Here is a 19,900-nt window from a genome sequence, read left to right as displayed (position 1 = left end):
TGCATTCCCCTTGAGCCGCTGTGAATGCGAACATTGCCGTCATAAATTCGAAGCTTGACAAAAACCGCATCTTGTTTAGACGCAATTTTTTCGGCGTTAACATCTAGCCATTTCGACAACGCGCCTATGCTCGATGCCCGACGTTCCCATTCTGGCATCAGCCTAGCTCGCGCCCAGCAACGCCGCCCGAACGCCGCTGAGCAGGCACAGCGCCAGCGTGATAAGCGCCACGCCCAGCCCCAGGGCCAGCGCTGCGCAGCCTAGGGCCAGCCGCAGCCAGCGCGGCCCGTTGTAGCTGGCCGGCCACCGCAGCAGCACGCCAATGGTTTGCAGCCCGCCCGCCAGCAATAGCAACGTGAGGACCACCCAGGTCCAGAATCGGGCGGGTTCGGTTTCCCGCCAGATTTCCTGCTCAAACCACAGGCTGAGGCCCGCCAAGACTATGCCCGCCGCGGTGAGCCACAGCCGGGGCGGTACCTCGGGCCAATGCGGCAGCAGGTGCCGCAGGTGATGCTGAAACATATGTATGAAGCAAAAATGCGTTAGTAAAGGCGTGGCGGCTGGCCTCGCACGGCCAGCAGCGGCAGCACCTCCAGCACCAGCAACCCCAGTAAAAAGAAGACCTGCGCGGCCACGTCCCAGCGGCGGCGCCACGGCTGGCCGTCGACGTAGTCGGTGTAGGCCACCCGAATGCAGACCACCAGCCAGCCCGGAATGCCCACCGCCGTGAGCAGCAGCGCCGCCCAGAAGGGCGCCGTCGAGTACGGCACGCGGGTGCGGTAGGCGCTTTCGAGGGCCAGCGCGAAGCTGGTGCCGCCCACCGCCCAAAGCCACGCGCCGAGTCCCACCAGCAGGAGGCGCACGAGGCGCACGACGCGGCTCATTTCGACGACCACAGCAGCATGAGTTGGGTGAAGGCCAGCAGGAGCAGGCCAAGCAATACCACCGTGGCCGGCAGCACGCCGCGCAGCCAGCGCCGGAAGCGGGCATCAGGCGTGGCGGCGCGCTGCTGCCAGGTGAGCAGCACGCCCAGCGCGGCCACGTCGCCGATACAGAAAATAATGCCCAGAAAAGTCAGCAGAAAGGGAGGAATGGAAGCCATGAGTTGATGTACTGATGTGCTGATGTGCTGATTTCGTGATGTGTGGCGTCTCGGCCTTAGCGCATGGTCTGACGGGCCTGCCAGTCGGCGTAGTTGAGGCCCTGCCAGTGGGTGTAGGCGGCATATTCCGCCTTGGCGTTGTGGAGGGCGTAATCGAGGCGGCGCTGGGCATCTTCGGCGGTGATAACCTGGCCGGTGCCGTACTCCGAATCCATGGTGAGCTGGGCGGTGTGGTTGAGCAGAGCCCGGCGGGCCTGCAGCGTGGGCAGCACCCGGTCGGGCATGTTGAGCAGGAAGCCGATGTCGATGCTGCGGAAGCGCGGCTGCAGGTTGTACTCCGCAATCCAGACTTCCCAGTTGCCAGCGGCCAGCATGAGCAGCACCGCGTACACGGCCAGGGCGTTGAGCCGCACGAGGCTGTAGGCCGAGCGGCGCTGCCAGATTTTGAGCAGCACCGTGCCCAGCCCGAAAAACACCAGCAGCAGGAAAAAGCACACGCCAATACGCTTGTAAGCCACGCCGCTGTGCAGGATGTAGTAATAGTTGCGCAAGCCCACCGACACGGCAAGCACCGCATTTTGCAGCACCCACACCGTGGCGCCACTGCGCAGCCAGCGCAGGCCCGGCTGGTAGAAGTTGAGGTTGCGGCGGAAAAACCACAGCACGATGCCCATGGCCAGCAGGATGCTGAAGATGAGCACATACGTCCCCTCGTGCACGAACTGCGCCAAATCGAACCCCGGTGCGGGCTCAAAGCCAAACCACAGCCAGTTGATGTCGATGGCATTCACAGCCAGCAGCAGCACATTCACGAGCCCAAACACGGCCGCGGCGGCGTAAAACTCCTTGCGCAAATCAAGCGCCTTCACGGTTTTCCACCGAAAGTCGGGCCGGCGCACGCCGAAGGAGGCCACCCGGTCGCGCTGCCGCCGCACAAACTCGCCGAAGCGCGATTCGTGGTCGGCAAAGGCATACACCGGCACCGCCACCAGCGCCCCGGCTACCAGCACAAAGCCCAGCGCCACAAACAGCAGGTGCCCCAGCGAAATGTCGGGAATGAGCCGCGCCAGCCAGTTGCCCAGCAGCGCCAGCGCCCGCCCGCTCAGCCGGTCATACACCGGGTTGGCCACCGCAAACAGCAAGTGAAAGGCCCCCAGAATCACCACCGGCACCACCAGCAGGCGCCCGTAGAACCAACCCCGGCGCACGCCCGCGCCGCTCTGCCGCGGGGCCCGCACGCCGCGCAGCACCCGTAGCCAGGCCTGTGCCGCGCTGTTGGCGGCCGTGAGCACGGCGTAGAGCACCAGCTTCAGGTGCGGCTGGTTCACGTAGCCCAGCAACATGAGCAGCGAGGCCGCCCAGGCCAGCATCGCCACCCCCGAGCCGTACACGGCCACCATGGCCCCGCTAAACAGGCTGCCCGCCACCGCCAGCCAGAAGTAGCCCGAGCGCCGCACCGCCGCTACGCGCGGCAGCAGCACCAGCTGCGCCACCACCACAAACAGCCCAAACAAAAACACGTTGACGCCGCGATTCTCCTGCCAGAAAAGCCAGTCGAACAGCAGTACGCCCAGCGGCAGCAGCTTTTGTGCTTTTGTAAGCGGCGGGTGAGCCGCAGTGGTAGCAAAGGTGGCCGGCGACACTGCGGGCCATTGCGCGCCCGGTTGCAGAGAAGTTTCCATGAGTTAAAACGCTTTGTATTTCAAAGTAGATTTTCAAAAAAATTAGCCGTGCGGCTAGGTCTGGGAAGCAGCCAACGGGCTTCTCCCCTATTGCGGCATTGAAATCCGCGGGCTGGATACCGGACAAACGCCTGCATGGCCATTGGCCGGTGAGTCCATCAATTCGTGAGCGTTGCGCAAAGCCAGGACACCGCCGGGCCGCTGCATACCCTCCAGCCGACGATACTCGGCGGCAATGGCGGCGCAAAAGCGCCCTACCCCGTAGCCTCCGGCCCCGAACGTGCGCCAGCTAGCCGCATACACCACCAGGGCCGTCCCCGCCATCAGCCCGCGGTAGAACTGGCGCCACAGCCACACGCTCAGCCGGCCCCTCCCAAACGACCATTGCCGAATGGCCAGGCAATGAAACGCAAGGTGCATTTCCTCGTCGTGCAGAATGCGCCGGCAAATCTGCCGCAGCAGGTTCGAGCACGTGGCCTCGGCCAGCGCCCGGTAGTAGACGGCGGCCACCACCTCGGCCGTCAGAATCACGCGCACCATGTGCTCCAGGCCCAACGGCCGCCCCAGCGTGCGGAAAACCTCGTGCAGCCAGTGCGTGTGCAGCCGCGGAATGCCCTGCTGGTCCATGAAGCGGCCCAGCATTTCGGCGTGGCCTTCCTCCTCGGCAATGAACAGCTGCATGGCGGCCGCGTAGTCGGGCACGCCATATTGGTTGGCCAGGTCCAGCAGGTGGTCGCCGCCCGTGCCCTCACCGCGCTGGAAGGTTTGGAGGGAGGCGCGCACGGCGCGCAGCTCGGCGGGTATGAGCGGCGCGGCTTCGTGCCAGGGCAACTCGGCGACGCTGGCCCGGTTGGCCAGGAAGTAGGTCTTGACGTCGGTGAAAGTCATGGCATTAACGCATTACAGGTTGACAATCAAAACCCGAACCCAGTAGACGGGCCCGAAAGAGCTATTAAGAAGAGGGCGATTAGTAGCCAGCCCATTAGCACAATGAATAGGGCAACGGTCCAGAGCGCTACGCATACTTCGACGAGCACAAAGCGTGATTCGAATGCAAGCTTGGGAGGGGTTGCTTTTATCCAGGCCAACGCGTAGGGACCGATAAAGCCCAGGAAAAGCAGTGTAGGCTCGTATGTCCTGTATTCAGAAGGCAGAGACGTTAGTAGAAACGGCCACGTCAACGCTACCCAGCAGGCAATGCACAGAAAGGTCCAGCAGACGCTGGATAGTACCCACTCCTCGGGCGTGAGCGGTTTGGAAAAGGGGTTATGAGACATGATGACTGTATCCATTAGGCGTTGTTGACCGCTGCTGACTGTAGCACCGGCAGCGGCATCAGCATCCCAGGTTCTCCCATTGGCGGCGCCAACGCCTGCGCGCCGGGTTTTGCATCCTTGCCGCGCACCTTGCTCAGAATGGCTTCCAGCAGCGGGCGCATCGTGTCAAGGTGGCGCGACTTTATCATGAAATTCCAGAGGGGCTCGAATTTTTTCCAGCCGCCGGCGTAGGCAAAGTGCTTGAGCTGGTGGCGCAGGGTGTCGTGCACCAGGCTGGCTTTGGTGATGTTGGTCCAAGAGTAGAAGTCGCGGTAAGCCTGGTCGTAACCGTCCTTGAGCTGGCGGGCCGTCAGGTGCGGGCCGGGCTGGCACACCACCGTGCGGGTGTCATACTCGTTCCAGCGGCGGTGCAGCAGGCGGCCCTGGGCCTCCATCTGCTGGAAAAGCGCCGTGCCCGGGTAGGGCGTGGCAATGTGAAAGGTGGCCGTGGTGATGCCTTGGCTCACGCCCCAGTCCACGGTGCGCCGAAACACGTCGGGCCGGTCGTCATCAAGCCCGAACACGAAGCTGCCGTTCACCATGATGCCCAAATCGTGCAGCCGCTGGATGGCCGCCGCGTAGTCGCGGCCCAGGTTCTGGGGCTTATTGCTGGACTTGAGATTGATGGGGCTCAGCGTCTCAAACCCCACGAACAAGCTGCGCAAGCCCGCCTGCGCCGCCTTTTCCAGTAGCCCGTTGTCGCGCAGGATGCTGTCGACCGTAGCGGCGCCCTGAAACAGCCGCCCCATGCCGCGCATGCCCTCAAACAGCCCCGCCGCAAAGCGCGTGTGCCCCAGCAAATGGTCGTCGAGGAAATATAGATGGCGGCCGGGCAGCCGGTCTATTTCGGCCAGCGCATCGTCTACGGTCTGGGTGTAAAAGCCCTTGCCGCCCTGAAAAAAGGCGTCTTTGTAGCAAAAGTCGCAGTGGTGCGGGCAGCCGCGTGTCACTACAATGGAATTGGGCACGAGGTACCGCTCCCGCTTAATCAGGTCGCGCCGAATAGGCGGAATGCCCACCAGCGTGCGCCCGGCCGTCGACACGTAGCGCGGCCGGGCCCGCCCCGCCTGCCAGTCCTTCAGGAACTCTGGAAAAATCTCCTCCCCCGGCCCCAGAAAGATGCTGTCGGCGTGCGGCGCGGCCTCGTCGGGCAGGCTGGTCACGTGCAGGCCGCCGAGGCACACGTAGGCGCCGCGGGCGCGGTAGTGGTCGGCCAGGGCGTAGGCCTTATAGGCATTGGTAATGTACACCTGGATGATAACGAGGTCGGGTTCATCGTACAGATTCAGCGTTTCCACGTGCTCATCCTGCATATCGGCTTCCCACTCGGCCGGCAGGTAGGCTGCCAGCGTGGCCAACCCCAGCGGCGGAAAAAGCGAGTACTTGATGGGCCGCCAATACGGGTTGGTGGCTTCAGTAAGGGCCGGGAGGATGAGCTTTACTTTCATCTTAAAGAACTTTGCATTTCAAAGTTTAAGGGCAAAAAAAAGAGCTGCTGGTTTTAGAGCAAAAAGGAACGGTCATGCAGAGCGCAGCAAAGCATTTTTACCGCCACCACCATTCCTTTAATTGCGTTGCGCGGGCAGGATGCTTCGCTACGCTCTGCATGATGTGCTGTGAAGTGGTTCCTCTACCCCCGCAGCAGCTTCTCCAGCGTCTCCAGGTGCTGCTGGAAGGCCACTTTGCCGGCGGCGGTGGCGGTGTAGGTGGTATTGGGTTTTTTGCCCACAAATTGTTTGCTCACCAGCACGTAATCGGCTTTTTCGAGGGCGGCGACGTGGCTGGCGAGGTTGCCGTCGGTGAGGTCAAGGGCTTCTTTGAGGTCGTTGAAGCTCACCGATTCGTTGGCCATCAGCACGGCCATTACGCCCAGCCGCACGCGGTGGTCGAAAGCCTTGTTGAGGGTGTGGATGAGGTGCTTCACGAAGAAATAACGGGTTTACCGGCCTTGCCGGGCCGCTCGTAGCGGTTGTACATCACCAGGCCGTAGCCGATGTGGCCCAGGCCGAAACCCAGCGCAAAGAAAAGCAAGCCCCACTCGGGAAACAGCATGCACACCAGCCCGAGGCCAATTTGGGTGACGCCCAGCCACCGGATTTCGTCCAGCGTGTACTTGCTGGCGTTGAGCAGCGCCAGGCCGTAGAACACCAGCAGGCCCGGCATCACCATGGCCACGTCGGTGCCGAGGTACAGGCGCAGGCAGAACAGCCCACCAGCCACCAGCGGCACGGCCAGGGCCACCGCCAGGCGCCGGCCGGGGGCGCTCCACAGCTTCTGGCCGTCGTTGTGCGTGCGGCGCTGGGTGAAGAAGAACGCCACCAGCAAGGCCAGCCCAATCATTCCGCCGGTAAGAAACAGCAGGCTGGGCAGCTCGGCCCGCCGCATTTCGGCCGAGGAGTGCAGCAGCCGGGCATAGCCGCCCACCACGCTGCTGTCCTGAAAAGCGCTTTCCAGCAGCCGCATGCTGAATGCGGTGCCCAGCAGCGCCACCACGCCGGCCCCCACCCCGCTCAGACCGGAAAGCGACAAAAAGCGCGAACTGCGCTCCATGATGGCGCGGATTTCGGTGAGCTGGGCTAACGGGTCGGGGTTGGCGGGCTTCATAACCATAGAAGTACTTTGTGTTGCAAAGTTGTGCAAAAGAAATGAGATGCCCGCTACTCGGGGAAAATTTATTTATATCCACCTCCGGCCCTCTGGCATGCAATCCGGCCACTGGCTGAGGCGTTATCAGGCCATTACAAGCCACCAGGGCTTCCCAAATAAAGAATCAACCTGACGCACTTGGTCCAGCCGACGCAATTCAATCAAACCCGCGCTGCATTTTGTCACCCCATTTTACTTACCGTCAATCTGTTGCGCAGCTGACACACACTTGCCGCGATGTATCAAAAAGGGAACTTCATTTCCCAAAAATATAATCACCAATTCGCAAACTGCTCATTTACAGCCAGTCGTAAGTCGAGCAGCGCGGCGGAGCTAAACCGGTATGCTGGCACTCTCCTCCCCACTCGCACTTTACCCTATTTCTGCAATGAAACTGACTTACCCCGCCTCCGCACCCATCGCAAAGCCCTCGGCCCTGACCAGCACACTCCACATCTGGCTGTTCAGCAACCTGGGCGGCACGGCGCATCTCCTCGCCAGTTTTGGCGTGGATTCGCCCTCCGACCTGCTTGTGCCGCTGGCCATGGGCTTGCTGGCGGGCTTGGTTTCGCTGGCCGCAGTGCCGGTGGCGTGGCCCGTTTTCGTGCTGGCCCAACGAGCCTGCGCAGGCTGGCAATGCCGGGCTGTGGCGCTGCTGGGCGTGCTGCTGGCCTTTGCAGCGGCCAATGGCCTGCTGCTGCGCGCGCTGCCCCTGGGGCCGCCGGCCAGCCTGCTGGTCCTGACGTGGCCCTACCTACTGGCGGCCCTTGTTGCCGTGGCGTGGCGCTACTGGCTGCAGCCCGCGGCCGGCACAGGTTTGCGGCCAGCCGGCCCGGCGCCGCTGCTGAATGCCTGGCAGCAGCGCGTGGGCAGGCAGCCTTTGGCACATCTGGCGCACTAGCGGGGCGTGTGCGGCGCCGGCGGGAAGCGCCGCATCGGCGAAATTCGCCGTTTGTGCGTACAGTTGGGCCATGCGTCTCCGCCTTCGCTTGTTTGAGTTTGAAGATTTGCCGTGGTTTCCGGCCGTCATCCGGGCCGGGATGATGGACTACCTGCGCTTCATGATTTCGGCGCTGGGCACCTACCGGCCCATTGCGCCGCTGCTGGCCGAGGGCCTGGCCCGCACCGGCCAGCAGCGCGTGCTGGAGCTGGGCGCCGGCGCCGGCGGCGGCACCGAAACCGTGCTGGCCGCCCTGCGCGCCCACGGCCAGCCCGACACCACCATCCTGCTCACCGACCTCTACCCCCAGCCCACCGCCTGGGCCGACATTGCCCAGCGCACCCGCGGCGCCATCGGCTACGAGCCAGCGGCCGTGAATGCGCTCGCCGTGCCGCCGGAGCTCACGGGCTTCCGCGCCATCTTCTCGGCCTTTCACCATTTCCCGCCGGATGCAGCCGAGGCCATGCTGCGCGATGCGGTGCGGGCCGGCACCGGCATTGGCGTGTTTGAGGGCGCGGGCAAGCACTGGTGGGAGCTGCTGCTGGCCTGGACGGTGCTACCCGTGGCCCAGTTGCTGCTCACGCCGTTTTTTCGACCGTTTCGGTTCAGCCGGCTGGTGTTTACCTACTTGCTTCCGCTCATTCCGCTGTGTACCATTTGGGACGGGTCGGTGTCGCTGCTGCGCATGTATTCCACGACGGAGCTGATGAACTTGGCGCGCGCCGCCGACCCGAATGGTCGTTTCGTTTGGCAAAGCGGCAAGAAGCGGCATTGGTGGGGGCCCGAAGTAACTTACTTGATTGGCTGGCCAGCAACCAGCGACCAATGAGACGCTGCGGCTGCTTTTGTTGCTTTTGCGCACCTTTGCCCGTAGTCCACTCGCTGCCCATAGCCCTGCTTCCTTGCTAACTGCTTACAAAAAGGCGCTGCCCCTGCTGCGCATTCCTTTTTCGGTGTACCTCATGCCGGTGTTCTGGTTTGGGCTGAGCGCCCTGCGCGGGCCCTGGAGCGGGTGGCGGGCCGTGGGTGTGTTCGTGGTGCTGCACCTGCTGGCCTATCCGGCTTCCAACGGCTACAACTCCTACTACGACAAGGACGGGGGCAGCATCGGCGGCCTGAAAGCGCCCCCCAAAGTCACGCCCGAGCTTCTACACCTGGTGTGGCTGTTTGATGCGCTGGCGGTGGCGGGCGCGGCCCTGCTGTCGTGGCCGTTTGCGGCCATGGTGATTGTGTATTTGCTGGTGTCGAAGGCGTACAGCTACGAAGGCATTCGCCTGAAAAAATTCCCGCTGCTGAGCACGCTGGTGGTGGTCGTTTTCCAAGGCGCCTTCACCTTGCTGATGACGCAGGTGGGCGTGGGCGCCACATCGGCCCAGCTTTTCGAGAAAACCAACCTGCTGCTGGCACTCGTGAGTACACTGTTTTTGTGCGGTTCCTATCCGCTCACGCAGGTGTACCAGCACGAGGAAGACGCTCGGCGCGGCGACCGCACCCTGAGCCTGCGGCTGGGCATTCGGGGCACGTTTGTGTTTGCGGCGGTGGGCCTGCTGGCGGGCGCGGCAGCGCTGGGCGTGGCCTACTGGCTGCGCCAGGAATTGCGCCCGCTGCTGATTTTTCTGGTGGCCACGGGGCCGGTGGTGGCGCTGTTCAGCCGCTGGGCCTGGGCGGTGTGGCACGACGAATCGGCGGCCGATTTCGAGCACACCATGCGGATGAACCAGGTTTCGTCGCTGTGCCTGAGTGCCGCATTTATTGCCATGCTACTGTGGCGCTGAGGCGGGCCCGGGCCTGGGCAACTTTGCGTCCCCCGGGGCACGTATCAACGGTGTTTTATTCAACAAAACGACTTTTACGATGCGCTGTTCCTGGCTCCTGTTGCTGCCGATGCTGGCGGCCTGCAATTCCACACCGTCGGCGGTGAATGAGGGCACGGTTTCCCGCATGGCCGACCGACAGGCGCGCGATACCACGGCCCTGCCCCCGCCCGATACCGCCGCCACCAAAGCTGTTTCGGCCGTGAGCGACACCCTGCGCGTGGCCCGTGAGCGGCACAATTTCAGCCACCCCGACGGCCCACCCGATTTGTTCCGGCTGGTTTTCCGCGGCCCATCCATCCTGGAAGGCAACGCCGAATTCACCATCACCAACCCCGAAGGGCAGGTCATTTTTCGCGAAATGCTGACCGAGCCCGACCTGGAAGCCGCGCTGGTGTATGAGATGAAAACGCCCACCGCCACCCGCGCTGAGCGCGAAACCTTCGTGCTGCGGCGCATCGACCGGTTTTTCCTGCCGGCCCAGTTCAAAACTCCGGCCATTGCCGCCACCGCCAGCTTTCCCACCGGCATCACGACCTTGGACCAGGCCACCTGGAACGACCTGCGCAAGCGCCCCGACGCCATCGGCTTCGAGTACCTGAAGGGCAAGGAAGACCGGCAGCGCATTGCCTGGTCGGCGCTGAAAAAGGAGGTTGTGCGCGTGCAGTAGCAGCACCCGTCGGTGCCTCGCTATGCCCCTTCCTGCGCCAGCAGCTGCTCCAGGCCCGCACGCAGTTGTTCATAAGATTGGTAGCCTCGGGCCAGCACGTAGCCCTGCTCGGCCACCCGCATCACGGCCGTGGGGAAGCCTTCGACGCCGCTGCGGGCCACCGCCGCGAACTCCTGCTGCGCGGCACGGGCTATTTCGGGCGAAGCCCAGCGGCGCTGAAACTCCACTACGTCGACCCCGAACGGGGCCAGCAGTTCGTTGTAAACGGAGGGGTGGTTCAAATCCTGGCCGTCGCGGAACAGGGCCAATTGCACGGCGTGGGCAAAGGCCACCGTGCGGGCCGGGTCCTGCGTGAGCTGACGGAAGGCCGCAATGGCCCGGCAGGGCGGCTCCGAATCGTAGACGTAATCGCCCTGTTCGCCCAGCGCTTTAAAGGCATCGCCGAACTGCACACCGGTTACTTCTTCCACGTCGTGCAGGCTGCGGCGCAGGTCGGGCCACACTTCGGCAATCGGAGCCACGTCCTCGGTCTTCACCATGCCGCCGCACAGCACCGACACGTCGACGCGCCCCACCAAATCTGCCTGCAGCCGCTGAATGACCGGGCTCATGCCGTAGCACCAGCCGCAGAGCGGGTCCTGAATGTAGAGCAGTTCGGGGAGGTGGGCCGGAGGCGTGGTTTCGGGGGTCATGCCGCAAAATAACCGCACAACCGGTGGGCAGCAGGTGACGCGACGGCCCACAAACCGGAATTTTTCCCAAATTTACCAGGTAACTCATTCGCTGCCTGATGGAAACCCTGCCCTCGGCCCTGGCCCCCACGCTGGCGGTGCCTGTGCCGTCCACGCCCGACACGCCGGTGTGCGCCAGCTGCCACACGCCGCTGGCCGGCGCCTACTGTCACAACTGCGGCGAAAAGCGCCTGCACCGCCACGACTACGCCCTCAAGCACTTCCTGGAGCACACCGTCGATACCGTCACGCACTTTGACCTGCGCGTGCTGCGCGACCTGTGGCTGCAGCTGCGGCGGCCCGGCTTCCTGGCGGCCGAGTGGCTGCAGGGCCGCCGCGTGGCGCACGCCCCGCCGGTGCAGCTGTTTCTGGTCACCAACCTGTTGTTTTACCTCGCGGCCAGTGCGTCCCATTTCAGTGCCTTCGAGACCAAGCTCAAATACCATTTCGGCGGCAATAACCTCTACGGCGCCTTTGCCAATCGCCTCGTGCAGCAGCACGTCCAGAAAACCGGCACCACGCTCGCGGCTTTTGCCGAGCACTTCAACGGGCTGGCCCACGTGTATTCCAAAAGTCTGGTTTTCCTGTTCATTCCGCTGCTGGCGGCGCCGCTGTGGTTGTTTTTCTTTCGGCAGCGGCGCTACTTCGTGGAGTGGATAATGCTGAGCACCTACCTGTTTGCCGGCATGCTGCTGGTGTACGCCGCCATGGCACTGGCCATGCTGGGGCTCTTTCTGATGCACTTGCTGCCCCCCTCCTTTAACCAGGATGGCTTTTATACCTTGCTGATGGTGACGCTGACCGCTACCTACATCGCACTTTTTTTCAAGGGGGCTTTCCCGGGGCAGTCGTGGCCGCTGCGCTGGGGCAAAGCCCTAGCCCTTACGTTTTGCTTCGCCCTGGCGCTGCTAATCCCCTACCGCTTTGTGCTGTTTCTGGTGTGCTACTGGGCCGCGCAGTAGCGCGAGAAAAGGAATTGCCCGAAGTTGAATTCTTTCGCTGGCCCAGCCGTTCTGCCCCCGATATGCTACTCCGGTAGTGCTAGCTTCGATTCACGTTGATTTATAACAAAAAGCCCCGCTGCAGAAGTGCAGCGGGGCTTTTTGTTGGCCGGAACTTGAGGCCGTTAGCCGTTCATGGCCAGCAGGAACTCTTCGTTGTCCTTGGTGCCTTTGATGCGGTCCTTGAGGAATTCCATGGCCTCGGTGGCCGTCATGTCCGACATGAACTTGCGGAGCACCCACACGCGGTTGAGCTCGTCTTTGCCCAGCAGCAGGTCTTCGCGGCGCGTGCCGGAAGCCGGGATGTCGATGGCCGGGAACACGCGCTTGTTGGCCAGCTTGCGGTCCAGCTGCAGTTCCATGTTGCCGGTGCCCTTGAACTCCTCGAAAATAACCTCGTCCATCTTGGAACCGGTTTCGATGAGGGCCGTGGCAATGATGGTGAGCGAGCCGCCGCCTTCTACGTTGCGGGCCGCGCCGAAGAAGCGCTTGGGCTTTTGCAGCGCCCCGGCGTCGATACCACCCGAAAGGATGCGCGACGAGCTGGGCTGCACCGTGTTGTAGGCCCGCGCCAGGCGGGTGATGGAATCGAGTAGAATCACCACGTCGTGGCCGCACTCCACCAGGCGCCGGGCCTTGTCGAGGGCCATCTCGGCGATTTTCACGTGGCGGTCGGCCGTTTCGTCGAAGGTCGAGCTGAGCACTTCGGCCTTCACGGTGCGGGCCATGTCGGTCACCTCTTCGGGGCGCTCGTCGATGAGCAGCACCATGAGGTAGACTTCGGGATGGTTTTCGGCAATGGCGTTGGCCACTTCCTGCAGCAATACGGTTTTGCCGGTTTTGGGCTGGGCCACGATGAGGCCGCGCTGGCCCTTGCCGATGGGCGCAAACAAATCGAGCACGCGGGTGCTGATTTGCGACGATTTGGTGGTCAGCTTCAGCTTGGAATCGGCAAAAAGCGGCGTGAGGTGGCTGAACGGCACCCGGTCGCGGACTTCCTCCACGGTGCGGCCGTTCATGCTTTCCACGCCCACCAGGGCGAAGTACTTCTCGCCCTCGCGCGGCGGCCGGATGGTGCACACCACCGTGTCGCCGGCCTTCATGGCAAACTGCTTCACCTGCTGCGGCGACACGTAAATGTCGTCGGGCGAGCTGAGGTAGTTGTAGTACGGCGAACGCAGGAAGCCGTAGCCACCGTCCGGCATCAGCTCAAACGTACCGCCACCGGGCACCACCAAATCCAGGTCCTGGCGCTGGGGGCGCTGCTGCTGGTTTTGGTTCTGATTCTGGCCTTGGGGCTGGTCGGTGCGGGGCGAGCCGTCGGGGTTTTGCTGGCGCTGCTGGCGCTGATGGTCGCGCAGGGCGTAACGCTCCTCGCGGGTCAGGTTGCGGTTGTCGCGGCCGTCACGCTGCTCGCGCGGCTGGTCGTTGCGGGGTTGGTCCTGGCGCGGCTCACGGGGCTGGCCGTCGCGGTTTTCGCGCGGCTGGTCGTTGCGTTGCTCGCGGGGCTGGTCCTGGCGGGCGGGGCGCTGGTCGCGGCCGTCGCGCAGGGGCAGTTCGCGGTTGTCGCGCTCAAACCGGTCGGCGCGGTTTTCGCGGCGGTCGGCAAAGCCGTTGCCGCCGAAGTCGCGGCGGTTTTCGCGGTTGCCTTCGCGGGTATCGGTGCCATTTTCGGCGGGCTTGGCAGCTGCAGCGGCGGCCTCAGCGGCGCGTTCGGCGGCCATTTCGGCGGCGCGCTGCTCGGTGATGGGGCGGCCGGCGCGGTCTACCCGCTCGCGGCGGCGAGGCTGCTGGCCAGCGTTGGCCTGCTGCTGGTCGGCGCCGTTGTGCTGGGCGTCGGCGCCGGGGGCAGCTTCGGCAGTGGGTTCGGCCGGAGCGGGGGCCGGCTCGTTGGCCAGCACGGCGCCGGTGGCTTCGCTGGCGGGCACCAGGGCCAGGCCTTCGATGGGGTCCAGGATTTCAACGGAAGGCTCAGCAACAGCCACAGCCGGTTCGGACGCGGCGGCAGCCGGGGCTTCGCGGCGTGGCTCGCGGGCCGGGCGAGCGGGCTGGGGCTTGCGGGTGGGCGGGGCCACGTCGGAAAAAGGTTGTTCTACGGTGCTGGGGGCCGGGCGGCGGGCGGAGGGCTTGCCGGAGCGCGGCGCGGCGGCCACGGCGGCGGGCGCTTCGGCAGCGGGGGCGGGAGCCGCGACGGACTGCTCGGCGGCCGAGGGCACGAGGGCCTGCTGGTCGAGGATTTTGTATATCAAATCCTGCTTGCTCAGCCGTTTGAAATTGCCCACGTTCATTTTTTCGGCAATCTCTTTGAGGTCGGACAGCAGCCGGTCCTTCAACTCGTTAATGGTGTACATAAAGGGAATAAGGGGGGGGGAACATCGACGGGAAGCGAGGGAGGCCGACAGGGCCTAAAAGCCCGAAGGCATGGGCCGGGCCGCAAACGGCGCGGTCGGGCCGCGGTGAATACTCGCAGGGTGCACGAAATGCACCGAATACGCGCCCGGGGCGCAATCGAATAAGCAAGAAGTGAGGGGCAAAAATGGCCGCTGGTAATTCAGCAAAAGACGGGCCGGAGGCAGGCACTGCGGCCCGCTAATCCAGACCACGGCGGCCGGTTGCTCCCGCAATGTTAGGGCATTACGGGCAAACCGCCAAATCGAAGGCGGCCTAGTTGGGCTTAAACACGGCGCGCGGCAAAATAAGTTGCGCCGGGCGGGCAAGCCGGGGGGCGCGGGGCGCGGCGCGGCTGCATTTTCTTCCGACCTTTGCCGCCATTCCATCCTGTTTTATGCTGCAACTTTCCGTTCTCCGCGACCAGACCGACCTTGTGCTGGCCGGCCTCGCCAAGCGCCACTACCCCACCGGCCCCGCCGACGTGGCCGCCATCCTCGACCTCGACCAGCGCCGCCGCCAGCTTCAAACCAGTCACGACTCGGCCCAGGCCGAAGCCAACGACCTGGCCCGCCAGATTGGTGGCCTGATGAAAGCCGGCGACAAAGCCGGCGCCGAAACCCTGAAAGCCCGCACCGCCGAGCTCAAGCAGCACACCCAGACCGCCGCCGCCGAGCTGGCCCAGGTAGAAAAGGACCAGCAGCAGCTGCTTTATAAGCTGCCCAACATTCCGCACAGCAGCGTGCCCGAAGGCCGCGGCGCCGCCGACAACGAGGTGGTGCGCGAGCACGGCGCGAAGCCCGAACTCGGAGCCGATGCCCTGCCCCATTGGGAGCTGATTAAAAAGTACGACATCATCGATTTCGAGCTGGGCGTAAAAATTACCGGCGCGGGCTTCCCGGTGTATAAAAACCAGGGCGCGCGCCTGCAGCGGGCCCTCATCAACTTCTTTCTGGACCAAGCGCGCGACGCCGGCTACACCGAGATGCAGCCGCCCATTCTGGTGAACGAGGCTAGCGGCTACGGCACCGGCCAGCTCCCCGATAAGGAAGGCCAGATGTACCACGACGCCAAGGACGACCTGTACCTCATCCCCACGGCCGAGGTGCCGCTGACCAATATTTACCGCGATGAGATTGTGCCGGTGGAAAAGCTGCCCGTGCGCATGGCCGGCTACACGCCCTGCTTCCGCCGCGAAGCCGGCTCGTGGGGCGCCGACGTGCGCGGCCTCAACCGCCTGCACCAATTCGACAAGGTGGAAATCGTGCAAATCACGGAGCCCGAGCACAGCTACGCGGCCCTCGAAGCCATGCTGGCCCACGTGGAAGGCATCTTGCAGCAGCTGGGCCTCCCCTACCGCGTGCTGCGCCTCTGCGGCGGCGACATGGGCTTCACCTCGGCCCTGACCTACGACCTGGAGGTATGGAGTGCCGCCCAGGGCCGCTGGCTGGAGGTAAGCTCGGTGTCGAACTTCGAAACCTACCAGGCCAACCGCCTGAAGTGCCGCTACAAAGTGGACGGCAAAACCCAACTGCTGCACACGCTGAACGGCTCGGCGCTGGCCCTGCCGCGCATCGTGGCCGCGCTGCTGGAAAACAACCAGACCAGTGCGGGCATCGAGTTGCCGCAGGTGCTGCACAGCTACTGCGGGTTCAGCAAGATTGGGTAGCACACCGCCTCCTTCGTAAATTGTAAGCCAGAGCTTTACGCACCCATCTGCGTAAGGCCTGGCTTATTTTTTGCGCCATGGAACCTCAAGAACCTTCTATTGAAGAACAAATCCAGCAAGCCCTCGGCACCATCGGCACCACGGCTGCCCTGAGAGCTTGCTTTGACCCGTGGTCGGGCGAGTGGGACTTCACTGAAATGCCTCAGAAAGTGGAAACGCTGCAAAAATGCGTGCGCGCCGGAATAGACGTGACTTTGCTGGCTCGCTACTATCAAATTTCAGCGCTGCGAAGCAAGAAAAGTTATTCGGAAATCAGCACACAATTGGCGCTAACCAAGATACTGACGCACCTGCTGGCTTGAGTCTCATCAGGCCAACGGTTATGGGTAGCAATTGCGACTTCAGTTGATGGCCTAATACTCGACCATTTCCTCGTCCACGTAGCACCAGAGCCACCGCTCGCCTGGCTCGGCCGAGGCGATGACGGGGTGCTGGGTGGCGTGGAAGTGCTTGGTGGCGTGTTTGTTCTTGGAATTGTCGCAGCAGCCCACGTGGCCGCATTCCTGGCAGGTGCGCAGGTGCACCCAGGTATCGCCGAGGGCCACGCATTCGGGGCAGGCATGCGAGGGGGCCGTTTTGAGGCTGGTGAGGGCGGTGAGGTGCTGGCAGGGTTCGGGCATGGGCTGAAGATAGGCATCGGGCTCGAATGGGTAATAGTGCCAAACGCTTCGGATTGGAAATTTACAACTCCGCATTCTGCGAGTTGAACCGCAAAACCGTCGACTTGAAACCGACAACCGGCGATTGAGGGAGGAGAACGGGAATGCTGAGAGGCAGTTTTGGATTGTCCGTTTGCGGCGGCATTCCGCAGCATCAGCTTACCTATTCCCTAAACGTCATGGAAAGAAAACATTTTTTGAAAAGCCTGCTGCTGGGGGCTGCCTCCACGCCCGTGCTGCTTTCGGCCTGCGGCAAAGAAACGGTTTCGCCCACCAGCGGCACCACCAGCGGCTCGGGCACCACCACGGGCGGCACCAGCAACGGCTCGGGCAGCTGCACGGTGGCCCCCACCGAAACCGAGGGTCCCTTCCCCACCAAGACGCCGGCCTCGTACCTGCGCAGCGACATCACAGACGGCAAAACCGGCTACGGGCTCACCATCAACATCACCGTGAGCAACAGCAACGCCAGCTGCGCGGCGCTGGCCGGGGCCCTGGTCGACATCTGGCACTGCGACGCCGAGGGCAACTACTCGGAATACGGCGGCACGGGCATGCAGGCCACCAACTACCAGTCGGTACACTTCCTGCGCGGCCGGCAAGTGACCGATGCCAGCGGCAAGGTCACGTTCAAGAGCATTTTCCCTGGCTGGTATTCGGGCCGCGCCACGCACATCCACGTGCACGTGTACTCGGCCACCGGCACCTCGCTGAAAGTGACGCAGATTGCCTTCCCCGAAGGCACCGGCACGGCCGTGGCCGCCGTGAACGGCTACGCCAAAGGCCTGAGCGGCTACACCGCCAACGCCCAGGACAACGTGTTCAGCGACGGCGTGGCCCTGGAGCTGGCCACCGTGACCGGCAGCACCACGGCCGGCTTCGAGCTGACCTGGGCGCTGAGCGTACCGGCGTAGCCCCTTGATTAGCCAAAGCGCATGCCCGACTGCACCATCACCCTGTGCTACCGCAAAATCATGGATGCCGGCGCTGCCAGGCCCTGGGACAGGCTGGTGTGGAACGACAGCTACGCGGAATTCCGGCTGCAGGCACAGAATTTCAACCCCGAAAACCGCTACCGCACCTTTGGCGAAATGCTGCACCACGTGCCGGGCGCCGACCGGCTGCACTTCCTGGTGAGCGGCGCCGTGACGGGCTACATTCAACAGCTCGGCGAGCGGATGCCCGACATTTCCGACAATCTGGGCCGCCAGTTCCTGCGCTTCCAGCGCTTTCAATTCGAGCTGATTAATTCCGACTTGCAGGACCCAAGCAAGCATCAGGTTGCGGTCAATTTCGTCTCGGAGCCGTTGCGGTGGCACGATACCGTGGGGCAATTTCTGCTGGTGTCGCCGGTGGCGGCGGCCGCTTCCGGCGGCGAGGTGCTCACTCATCTGGTGCCGCTGCAGCCCTTTCTCAGCATTTATTCCATCCTCACACCCGAAACCGATGCTGCCGCAAACACCGGGTAAAATATTTCTGGCCGACGAGCGGGGCCTGGCCGAATCCGACCGATTCCGGCGATTTAGCACGTTCAATTTTGGGCCGTTTGCCCACCCGCACAAAGGGCCGTTCGGGCGGCTGTACGGGTTCAACGAAGAAACCCTGGCCGGGCAGCACGCGCTGGATTTTACGGTGGCGGAGGCCTCGCACGTCCTCGTCGTTCCCATCACCGGGGCCGTGACGCTCTGGTGCGCCGCTGCCCCCGAAACGACAGTGAGCGTGGAAGAGCTGGTGGTGCTAGACGTGCCCGCCGACAGTGTGCTGCACGTGCAAAACCCGTTCAGTGATGCGCTGGTGAGCTTTCTGCACATCTGGCTGCGGGCGAATGAGCCCGTGGCCCCGCCAGCAGCGCACCGGACCGAATTCCGCTTCGAGGAGCTACACAACCGCCTGCTGCCGCTGGCGCCAACGTCGGTGGATACCTTTCCTGCCGGGGTGAGCCTGGGTTGTTTCGATGGCCGGTGCGAAGCCGTTTACCGCCTCCGCGCGCCAGGTTCCGGCTTTTTTGCCTTTGTATTGGCTGGTGCATTTGAAGTGGAGGGCCGGCTGCTGCACGCGAAAGACGGGCTGGCCTTGTGGGACGTGGCCGAAGTTGAGCTGGAAGCCTTGAGCAACAACGCCTTGGTGCTGGTGCTGGAGCTGTCGGCACTGGCCGGGGCTTAGCGCCCGTCGCGGGCGGGCGGCAGGCCCAGGTCCAGGGTTTGGTCGCGCATGCACTTGAAATGGCCTTGCGGGCATTTTGCGAAGCCGATTTTGGAGCAGGGCCGGCACGGCAGGTTCGGCACTTCCAGCACCTTAAATTCGGTTTTGTAGGGGTACATGCCGAAGGCGGGCACGGTGTTGCCCCACACGCTGAAAATCTCCTTGCCGAAGGCCGCCGCGATGTGCATCAGGCCGGTGTCGTGGCTCACCACAAACTGCGCCTGCTGCAGCAACGAGGCCGACTGGTGCAGCGAATACTGCCCGCACCCGTTATGAATGAATGTTTTGGGCGCGTCGGCGTCTGCAGGCTTGGCCGGGAAGTAGTACGGATTGTCGGGCACCACCGAAGCCGCCTCGGCTGACACAGCCTGCGTTTCAAAGGCCTGCTCGATGACGTGGCCAATGCTTTCGTCCTCGGGGCCGCCCAGCAGCACCACGGGCCGGGCCAGCTTGGCGCACAGCTCAATCAGCTTGTCGACGGGCAGGCGCTTGGTGGCGTGCTGCGCGCCGATGGCCACGGCCACGTAGCCCCGCCGGAAGGGCGCGGGCAGCGTGGCCACGTCCACTTCCTGCCCAGCCGGAATAAAATAATCGAGGCCCTTGCGGTCGTCCTGCACGCCCAGCGGAGCGGCGGCTTCGAGGTAGCGCTGCACGATGTGCACGCGCGGCAGCCGGTCTATTTTGAAGTTGACCAACAGCCATTTCTGAAAGTTGAGCTTGTCGAAGCTGTGGTTGGGCACGCCCAGGCGCAGCTTGATGAGGCGGGTGCGAAGGTTGTTGTGCAGGTCGACGATGTAATCGAACTGCTCGGCTTTCAGCTCGCGCACCAGCTCGCCCAGGCTGCCGGTGAGGCAGTGCACTTTGGTGATGTATGGATTGGGTTCCAGCAGGCCGCGGTAGGCGGGCTTGGTGGCAAAATGCACCTCCGCCTGGGGCACCTGCTGGGCCAGCGCCCGCACCACCGGCGTGGTCAGCACGATATCGCCAATGGAAGAGAAGCGGAGAACGAGAATTTTCACC

Annotated in this window: 22 protein-coding genes; 10 read left to right on the top strand and 12 right to left on the bottom strand. The window is 63.6% G+C overall.

Annotation, left to right across the window (positions count from 1 at the left end; genetic code table 11):
- Positions 1-162 precede the first annotated feature (162 nt).
- The 8 genes from MUN81_RS06375 to MUN81_RS06340 form a co-directional block, all read right to left on the bottom strand.
- Entirely contained in the window at positions 163-522 is a 360-nt protein-coding gene (locus MUN81_RS06375; RefSeq protein ID WP_245116043.1) for a hypothetical protein, read from the bottom strand.
- A 20-nt stretch (positions 523-542) separates the two neighbouring features.
- A complete protein-coding gene (locus tag MUN81_RS06370; protein WP_245116033.1) occupies positions 543-896 on the bottom strand; it encodes a hypothetical protein in 354 nt (117 codons plus the stop codon).
- On the bottom strand, positions 881-1,102 hold the full coding sequence (locus MUN81_RS06365; RefSeq protein ID WP_245116031.1) for a hypothetical protein: 222 nt from the start codon (positions 1,100-1,102) through the stop codon (positions 881-883). The genes MUN81_RS06370 and MUN81_RS06365 overlap by 16 nt, the downstream gene beginning before the upstream one ends.
- Positions 1,103-1,158: 56 nt before the next feature.
- Positions 1,159-2,784 (bottom strand): DUF4173 domain-containing protein, encoded by a 1,626-nt coding sequence (locus MUN81_RS06360; RefSeq protein WP_245116029.1) that lies wholly within the window; start codon positions 2,782-2,784, stop codon positions 1,159-1,161.
- An 87-nt stretch (positions 2,785-2,871) separates the two neighbouring features.
- The gene (locus tag MUN81_RS06355; RefSeq protein WP_245116027.1) at positions 2,872-3,672 is read right to left on the bottom strand and encodes a ferritin-like domain-containing protein; all 801 of its coding nucleotides are present in this window, start codon (positions 3,670-3,672) and stop codon (positions 2,872-2,874) included.
- Positions 3,673-4,075: 403 nt separating this feature from the next.
- A complete protein-coding gene (locus tag MUN81_RS06350; protein ID WP_245116025.1) occupies positions 4,076-5,548 on the bottom strand; it encodes a radical SAM protein in 1,473 nt (490 codons plus the stop codon).
- A gap of 182 nt (positions 5,549-5,730) precedes the next feature.
- A complete protein-coding gene (locus MUN81_RS06345) occupies positions 5,731-6,024 on the bottom strand; it encodes a transcriptional regulator (protein WP_245116023.1) in 294 nt (97 codons plus the stop codon).
- Positions 6,021-6,704: a hypothetical protein gene (locus MUN81_RS06340; RefSeq protein ID WP_245116021.1), complete on the bottom strand. Its 684-nt coding sequence runs from the start codon at positions 6,702-6,704 to the stop codon at positions 6,021-6,023. The genes MUN81_RS06345 and MUN81_RS06340 overlap by 4 nt, the downstream gene beginning before the upstream one ends.
- Before the next feature lie 430 nt (positions 6,705-7,134).
- Between MUN81_RS06340 and MUN81_RS06335 the strand changes: the two genes are divergently transcribed.
- From MUN81_RS06335 to MUN81_RS06320, 4 genes are all read left to right on the top strand, one after another.
- On the top strand, positions 7,135-7,647 hold the full coding sequence (locus MUN81_RS06335) for a hypothetical protein (protein WP_245116019.1): 513 nt from the start codon (positions 7,135-7,137) through the stop codon (positions 7,645-7,647).
- 70 nt (positions 7,648-7,717) lie between these two features.
- Positions 7,718-8,515, top strand: a complete 798-nt coding sequence (locus MUN81_RS06330) for a class I SAM-dependent methyltransferase (RefSeq protein ID WP_245116017.1) — start codon at positions 7,718-7,720, stop codon at positions 8,513-8,515.
- Between the two features lie 73 nt (positions 8,516-8,588).
- A complete protein-coding gene (locus MUN81_RS06325; protein WP_245116015.1) occupies positions 8,589-9,461 on the top strand; it encodes a UbiA family prenyltransferase in 873 nt (290 codons plus the stop codon).
- 79 nt (positions 9,462-9,540) lie between these two features.
- Complete coding sequence (locus MUN81_RS06320) at positions 9,541-10,170, top strand: hypothetical protein (RefSeq protein WP_245116013.1); 630 nt, start codon at positions 9,541-9,543, stop codon at positions 10,168-10,170.
- Between the two features lie 20 nt (positions 10,171-10,190).
- Here the strand turns inward: MUN81_RS06320 and MUN81_RS06315 are convergent, their stop codons facing one another.
- The gene (locus tag MUN81_RS06315) at positions 10,191-10,862 is read right to left on the bottom strand and encodes a DsbA family protein (protein WP_245116011.1); all 672 of its coding nucleotides are present in this window, start codon (positions 10,860-10,862) and stop codon (positions 10,191-10,193) included.
- A 98-nt stretch (positions 10,863-10,960) separates the two neighbouring features.
- Here MUN81_RS06315 and MUN81_RS06310 point away from each other — a divergent pair, with 98 nt between their 5' ends.
- Positions 10,961-11,863, top strand: coding sequence for a DUF3667 domain-containing protein (locus MUN81_RS06310; RefSeq protein WP_245116009.1), 903 nt, complete (start codon positions 10,961-10,963; stop codon positions 11,861-11,863).
- 164 nt (positions 11,864-12,027) lie between these two features.
- On the opposite strand, the gene rho is transcribed toward MUN81_RS06310, so the two are convergent.
- A complete protein-coding gene (rho, locus tag MUN81_RS06305; RefSeq protein ID WP_245116007.1) occupies positions 12,028-14,253 on the bottom strand; it encodes a transcription termination factor Rho in 2,226 nt (741 codons plus the stop codon).
- Between the two features lie 434 nt (positions 14,254-14,687).
- On the opposite strand from rho, the gene serS reads away from it, so the two are divergent.
- Together serS and MUN81_RS06295 are read left to right on the top strand one after the other, a co-directional pair.
- On the top strand, positions 14,688-15,959 hold the full coding sequence (gene serS / locus MUN81_RS06300; protein WP_245116005.1) for a serine--tRNA ligase: 1,272 nt from the start codon (positions 14,688-14,690) through the stop codon (positions 15,957-15,959).
- 77 nt (positions 15,960-16,036) lie between these two features.
- The gene (locus MUN81_RS06295) at positions 16,037-16,321 is read left to right on the top strand and encodes a hypothetical protein (RefSeq protein ID WP_245116003.1); all 285 of its coding nucleotides are present in this window, start codon (positions 16,037-16,039) and stop codon (positions 16,319-16,321) included.
- A 51-nt stretch (positions 16,322-16,372) separates the two neighbouring features.
- Here MUN81_RS06295 and MUN81_RS06290 read toward each other — a convergent pair whose 3' ends face one another.
- The gene (locus MUN81_RS06290) at positions 16,373-16,639 is read right to left on the bottom strand and encodes a UBP-type zinc finger domain-containing protein (protein ID WP_245115996.1); all 267 of its coding nucleotides are present in this window, start codon (positions 16,637-16,639) and stop codon (positions 16,373-16,375) included.
- Positions 16,640-16,857: 218 nt separating this feature from the next.
- Here MUN81_RS06290 and MUN81_RS06285 point away from each other — a divergent pair, with 218 nt between their 5' ends.
- From MUN81_RS06285 to MUN81_RS06275, 3 genes are read left to right on the top strand one after another with little or no spacing between them, the layout of a single operon-like run.
- Positions 16,858-17,592 carry an intradiol ring-cleavage dioxygenase gene (locus MUN81_RS06285; protein WP_245115995.1) on the top strand — a complete coding sequence of 245 codons (735 nt, stop codon included), beginning with the start codon at positions 16,858-16,860 and terminating at the stop codon, positions 17,590-17,592.
- A 21-nt stretch (positions 17,593-17,613) separates the two neighbouring features.
- On the top strand, positions 17,614-18,147 hold the full coding sequence (locus tag MUN81_RS06280) for a hypothetical protein (RefSeq protein ID WP_245115993.1): 534 nt from the start codon (positions 17,614-17,616) through the stop codon (positions 18,145-18,147).
- Positions 18,125-18,841, top strand: coding sequence for a hypothetical protein (locus MUN81_RS06275; protein WP_245115992.1), 717 nt, complete (start codon positions 18,125-18,127; stop codon positions 18,839-18,841). The genes MUN81_RS06280 and MUN81_RS06275 overlap by 23 nt, the downstream gene beginning before the upstream one ends.
- Here the strand turns inward: MUN81_RS06275 and MUN81_RS06270 are convergent.
- Positions 18,838-19,899 (bottom strand): glycosyltransferase family 9 protein, encoded by a 1,062-nt coding sequence (locus tag MUN81_RS06270; protein ID WP_245115990.1) that lies wholly within the window; start codon positions 19,897-19,899, stop codon positions 18,838-18,840. The two genes, MUN81_RS06275 and MUN81_RS06270, sit on opposite strands and share 4 nt — an antisense overlap.
- Position 19,900: the final 1 nt, after the last annotated feature.

It is taken from the genome of Hymenobacter sp. 5317J-9 (assembly GCF_022921075.1).
Lineage (GTDB): Bacteria > Bacteroidota > Bacteroidia > Cytophagales > Hymenobacteraceae > Hymenobacter.
The sequence above is the reverse complement of the archived record's forward strand: the minus strand, read 5'-3'. Positions and strand labels throughout refer to the sequence as shown.